The sequence below is a fragment of the Pseudomonas sp. NPDC089741 genome, from assembly GCF_044748825.1.
Classification (GTDB): domain Bacteria; phylum Pseudomonadota; class Gammaproteobacteria; order Pseudomonadales; family Pseudomonadaceae; genus Aquipseudomonas; species Aquipseudomonas helmanticensis.
On record NZ_JBIVGT010000054.1, the window covers coordinates 5,746 to 11,214 of the forward strand.

A 5,469-nucleotide genomic window follows, 5' to 3' on the forward strand; every position below is an offset into this window, starting at 1 on the left:
AGTGTATTTAAAATAACGAAAAGGCAAACAAAAAGATAATTTGGTAAATCATAGCTTCTGACCTGGTGACGTTCATGAACAACTACTACAACAAAAACGAGCACCAGACACAAAACAATTCCGACTTCATCCAGCAGGTCAAGGATGGCAAGGTCGAGCGCGTAGCGGTTGATGGCTATGTGATCACCGGCAAACGCAACGATGGCGACAGCTTCAAGACCATTCGTCCGGCAATTCAGGACAATGGCCTGATCGGCGATCTGGTCGACAACCACGTTGTGGTCGAAGGCAAGCAGCCTGAGCAGCAGAGCATCTGGACCCAGCTTCTGGTGGCCAGCTTCCCGATCCTGGTGATCATCGCGGTGTTCATGTTCTTCATGCGCCAGATGCAGGGCGGTGCCGGTGGCAAGGGTGGACCGATGAGTTTCGGCAAGAGCAAGGCACGCCTGCTCTCCGAAGATCAGGTGAAAACCACCCTGGCTGACGTTGCCGGTTGCGACGAAGCCAAGGAAGAAGTGGGCGAGCTGGTCGAGTTCCTGCGCGATCCGGGCAAGTTCCAGCGCCTCGGTGGCCGCATTCCACGCGGTGTGCTGATGGTCGGTCCTCCGGGTACCGGTAAAACCTTGCTGGCCAAGGCGATTGCCGGCGAAGCCAAAGTGCCTTTTTTCACCATTTCCGGCTCCGACTTCGTCGAAATGTTCGTCGGCGTGGGTGCCAGCCGTGTTCGTGACATGTTCGAGCAGGCCAAGAAGCACGCACCGTGCATTATCTTCATCGACGAAATCGACGCCGTCGGTCGCCACCGTGGCGCCGGCATGGGTGGCGGTCACGACGAGCGTGAGCAGACTCTCAACCAGTTGCTGGTCGAGATGGACGGCTTCGAGATGAATGACGGCATCATTGTTATCGCTGCAACCAACCGTCCTGACGTACTCGACCCTGCGCTGCTGCGTCCGGGCCGTTTCGACCGTCAGGTAGTGGTCGGTCTGCCGGATATCCGTGGTCGCGAGCAGATTCTCAAGGTTCACATGCGTAAAGTGCCAATGGGTGACGACGTTGCTCCGGCGGTAATCGCTCGCGGTACTCCGGGCTTCTCCGGTGCCGACCTGGCCAATCTGGTCAACGAGGCGTCGTTGTTCGCTGCACGCAGCGGCAAACGCATCGTCGAGATGAAAGAATTCGAACTGGCAAAAGACAAGATCATGATGGGCGCCGAGCGCAAATCCATGGTCATGTCCGAGAAAGAAAAGCAGAACACCGCTTATCACGAAGCAGGCCACGCCATCGTTGGTCGTGTCGTGCCCGAGCATGATCCGGTCTATAAAGTGTCGATCATCCCGCGCGGTCGTGCGCTGGGTGTGACCATGTTCCTGCCGGAAGAAGATCGCTACAGCCTGTCCAAGCGCGCACTGATCAGTCAGATCTGCTCGCTTTACGGCGGCCGTATCGCTGAAGAGATGACCTTGGGCTTCGATGGTGTGACCACCGGTGCTTCCAACGACATCATGCGTGCCAGTCAGATTGCACGGAACATGGTGACCAAGTGGGGTCTGTCGGAAAAACTCGGTCCGTTGATGTACGCCGAAGAAGAAGGTGAAGTATTCCTCGGTCGCGGCGGTGGCGGTCAGGCTGCCAGCTTCTCTGGTGAGACGGCCAAGTTGATCGACTCGGAAGTACGCAGCATCATCGATCAGTGCTACGGCACCGCCAAACAGATCCTCACGGATAACCGTGACAAGCTCGACGCGATGGCTGATGCGCTGATGAAGTACGAAACGATCGATGCTGAACAGATCGACGACATCATGGCGGGTCGCACGCCTCGCGAGCCTCGTGACTGGTCGGGTGGCACCGGTACGCCGCCACCTCCTGTCGTTCGGGATGAGCGTCCGGAAACACCGATTGGCGGTCCGGCTGCTGACGTTTAAGGTTTGAAATGACTTCTGTACAGTCCCTGACCCGGTTGCCTTGCGGCAACCGGGTTCTTGATTTGGCCCAGACGCATGTCATGGGTATTCTCAATGTCACTCCCGATTCCTTCTCTGATGGCGGCCAATACAGCCAGCTCGACGCAGCCCTGCGCCATGCTGAAGCCATGGTCGCGGCTGGTGCGACGCTGATTGATGTCGGTGGCGAGTCGACTCGACCTGGTGCGCGCGCAGTATCGCCATTGGAAGAGCTTGAGCGTGTGGCGCCGATCGTCGAGCTGATCAATCGCGAACTGGATGTGATCATCTCGGTCGATACCTCGACGCCTGCGGTCATGCGCGAAACCGCACGACTGGGCGCAGGTTTGATCAACGATGTGCGCTCGCTTCAGCGCGATGGTGCGCTGGATGCCGCCGCGGCAACGGGGTTGCCGGTGTGCCTTATGCATATGCTGGGCGAGCCTGGCGACATGCAGGACAATCCGCATTACCAGGATGTCACCCGCGAAGTGGCTGAGTTCCTCGCCCAGCGCATGGCTCAGTGTGCGTTGGCGGGTATTCCTGCCGAGCGCATCATTCTTGATCCCGGCTTTGGTTTCGCCAAAACCCTGCAGCACAATCTAAGCTTGTTCAAGCATATGGATGCCTTGCACGCGTTGGGCCGGCCTCTGTTGGTAGGTGTATCCCGAAAAAGCATGATCGGCCATGCCTTGAATCGCCCGGTGGGTGAGCGTTTGCATGGTGGTCTTGCATTGGCGGCACTGGCATCCGTCAAAGGTGCGCGTATATTGCGCGTCCATGATGTGGCGGAAACGGTAGACGTGGTGCGGATGATCGCGGCCGTGGAATCAGCCGAATAAGAATGATGGAGCACTTATGAGCAAGAAATACTTTGGTACTGACGGCATTCGTGGTCGAGTCGGTGTGTATCCGATCACTCCTGACTTCATGCTCAAGCTCGGTTGGGCTGCCGGCATGGCGTTCCGCAAAATGGGTGCTTGCAAGGTACTCGTTGGCAAGGACACACGAATTTCTGGTTATATGTTTGAATCGGCGCTTGAGGCCGGCCTGACGTCGGCAGGTGCCGATGTGATGCTGCTCGGTCCGATGCCTACACCGGCTATTGCCTATCTGTCGCGTACGTTCCAGGCTGAGGCCGGTATCGTGATCAGCGCATCGCACAATCCGCATGACGACAACGGCATCAAATTCTTCTCGGGCAAAGGTACCAAGCTGCCTGATGAGCTGGAATTGATGATCGAAGAATTGCTTGATGCGCCGATGACGGTGGTCGAGTCGAGCAAGATCGGCAAGGTGTCGCGAATCAACGATGCGTCTGGCCGCTACATCGAGTTCTGCAAGAGCAGTGTGCCCACCAGCACCAGTTTTGCCGGCCTCAAGATCGTTATCGATTGTGCGCATGGTGCGACCTACAAGGTAGCGCCTAGCGTTTTCCGTGAGCTGGGTGCGGAAGTCGTGGTGCTGTCGGCGCAGCCAAATGGCCTGAATATCAACGACAACTGCGGCTCGACTCATATGGAGCCACTGCAGGCTGCGGTGCTGGCTGAGCATGCGGATCTGGGTATCGCCTTTGATGGTGATGGTGATCGGGTGTTGATGGTCGATCACACGGGTGCCATCGTCGATGGTGACGAGTTGCTGTTCATCATCGCTCGTGACCTGCATGAGCGTGGCAAGCTTCAGGGTGGCGTCGTGGGTACGCTCATGAGTAACCTGGGCCTTGAGCTGGCACTTGCGGATCTTTCGATTCCGTTTATCCGTGCCAATGTAGGCGACCGTTATGTAATCGCCGAGCTGCTCGAGCGCAATTGGCTGGTGGGTGGTGAGAATTCGGGGCACATCGTCTGCTTCAATCACACGACTACCGGTGATGCCATTATTGCGGCGTTGCAGGTGCTGATGGCGTTGAAAGCCCGTAATGAAGGTCTGGCGCAGACGCGTCAGGCGTTGCGCAAGTGTCCTCAGGTGCTGATCAATGTGCGTTTCGGTGGCGGCGAAAGCCCGCTGGAGCACCCGGCTGTCAAGGAAGCCAGTGCGCGAGTAACCCAAGCTATGGCGGGTCGCGGCCGGGTACTTTTGCGCAAGTCCGGGACAGAGCCTCTGGTGCGCGTAATGGTTGAAGGCGAAGACGAAACGCAGGTTCGCAGCTATGCCGAAGAACTGGCAAAACTGGTAACTGAAGTTTCTGCCTGATTCGGCTTGCAAGGCATGATTGTGTTGGGTAACATCTGCGCCCACTTTGACCGACGAGGTACAGCATGCGTCGCCCTATGGTAGCTGGTAACTGGAAGATGACCGGTACCCGCGCCAGCGTCGCTGAGCTGATCAACGGCCTTCGTCATCTGGCCTTGCCAAGCGGTGTTGATGTTGCGGTATTCCCGCCTTGCTTGCATATCAATCAAGTGATTGATGGTTTGAAAGGCAAGTCGATTTCGGTCGGTGCGCAGAACTCTGCGGTGGAATCCATGCAAGGTGCATTGACCGGTGAGATTGCGCCGAGTCAGTTGGTGGATGCAGGTTGTTCCCTTGTGCTTATCGGGCACTCCGAACGCCGCCAGATTATGGGTGAGCGAGACGGAATGCTGAATCGCAAGTTTGCAGCTGCACAGGCATGTGGCTTGATTCCGGTGTTGTGTGTAGGGGAAACCCTCGAGCAGCGCGAAGCCGGAAAAACTCTTGAGGTTGTCGGGCGTCAGCTGGGCAGCATCATCGAGGAGCTGGGTGTAGGTGCTTTTGCCAAGGCAGTCATCGCTTACGAGCCGGTCTGGGCTATTGGTACCGGACTGACTGCAACGCCGCAGCAAGCGCAGGATGTGCATAAAGCCATTCGCGAGCAGCTGGCGGCAGAGAATTCTGAAGTCGCACGAGGTGTGCGGCTTCTATACGGCGGCAGCGTGAAGGCGGCCAATGCGGTCGAACTGTTCGGCATGCCGGATATCGATGGGGGGGCTCATTGGTGGAGCGTCCCTGAATGCAGATGAGTTCGGTGCGATTTGTCGCGCCGCGGGAAACTGAAAAAATGCTGGAAACAGTCGTAGTCGTTTTTCATCTGCTGGGTGCATTGGGCGTAGTAGCTCTGGTTTTGCTGCAGCAGGGTAAAGGTGCGGATGATGGCGCGTCTTTCGGAGCAGGTGCTTCAAATACTGTGTTCGGAAGCCAAGGTTCCTCTACCTTTCTTAGTAAGTTTACTGCTATACTTGCCGCCGGTTTCTTCATAACCAGCTTGGGGTTAGGTTACTTTGCTAAAGAGAAGGCTCACCAGCTGACTCAGGCAGGTCTCCCAAATCCAGCAGTGTTGGAAGTGCCTAAGCAACAACAACCGGCTTCTGATGATGTCCCGGTGCTTCAAGAGCAAAAGTCGGCTACTCCAGCGACTGACGTACCTCCAGCTCAAGAGCAGAAGTAAGAAGGGTTTCAAACGTAGTTTTGCCGAGGTGGTGGAATTGGTAGACACGCAACCTTGAGGTGGTGGTGCCCGGGGGGGGTCGGGGTGCGAGTCCCCTTCGCGGTGGGCGGTGGT

At 57.0% G+C, this 5,469-nt stretch carries 4 protein-coding genes and 1 pseudogene; all 5 read left to right on the forward strand.

From position 1 onward, the window contains the following. Nucleotides 1-74: 74 nt before the first annotated feature. The 5 genes and pseudogenes from ftsH (at nucleotide 75) to secG (ending at nucleotide 5,355) form a co-directional block, all read left to right on the forward strand. Nucleotides 75-1,928 carry an ATP-dependent zinc metalloprotease FtsH gene (gene ftsH, locus ACIPZE_RS28060; RefSeq protein WP_400776642.1) on the forward strand — a complete coding sequence of 618 codons (1,854 nt, stop codon included), beginning with the start codon at nucleotides 75-77 and terminating at the stop codon, nucleotides 1,926-1,928. 8 nt (nucleotides 1,929-1,936) lie between these two features. Continuing rightward, nucleotides 1,937-2,788, forward strand: coding sequence for a dihydropteroate synthase (gene folP / locus ACIPZE_RS28065; RefSeq protein ID WP_283437729.1), 852 nt, complete (start codon nucleotides 1,937-1,939; stop codon nucleotides 2,786-2,788). A 16-nt stretch (nucleotides 2,789-2,804) separates the two neighbouring features. Beyond that, nucleotides 2,805-4,142 carry a phosphoglucosamine mutase gene (gene glmM / locus ACIPZE_RS28070; RefSeq protein ID WP_283437728.1) on the forward strand — a complete coding sequence of 446 codons (1,338 nt, stop codon included), beginning with the start codon at nucleotides 2,805-2,807 and terminating at the stop codon, nucleotides 4,140-4,142. A gap of 65 nt (nucleotides 4,143-4,207) precedes the next feature. Next, nucleotides 4,208-4,964, forward strand: a pseudogene (gene tpiA / locus ACIPZE_RS28075) (triose-phosphate isomerase). A 4-nt stretch (nucleotides 4,965-4,968) separates the two neighbouring features. Continuing rightward, nucleotides 4,969-5,355 carry a preprotein translocase subunit SecG gene (gene secG / locus ACIPZE_RS28080; protein WP_400776649.1) on the forward strand — a complete coding sequence of 129 codons (387 nt, stop codon included), beginning with the start codon at nucleotides 4,969-4,971 and terminating at the stop codon, nucleotides 5,353-5,355. The last annotated feature ends 114 nt before the right edge of the window (nucleotides 5,356-5,469 follow it).

Excerpts from the sequence above, each read along its gene's own strand:
- ftsH (WP_400776642.1), top strand. The coding sequence starts at position 75 with ATGAACAACTACTACAACAAAAACGAGCACCAGACACAAAACAATTCC.
- folP (WP_283437729.1), top strand. The coding sequence starts at position 1,937 with ATGACTTCTGTACAGTCCCTGACCCGGTTGCCTTGCGGCAACCGGGTT.
- glmM (WP_283437728.1), top strand. The coding sequence starts at position 2,805 with ATGAGCAAGAAATACTTTGGTACTGACGGCATTCGTGGTCGAGTCGGT.
- secG (WP_400776649.1), top strand. The coding sequence starts at position 4,969 with ATGCTGGAAACAGTCGTAGTCGTTTTTCATCTGCTGGGTGCATTGGGC.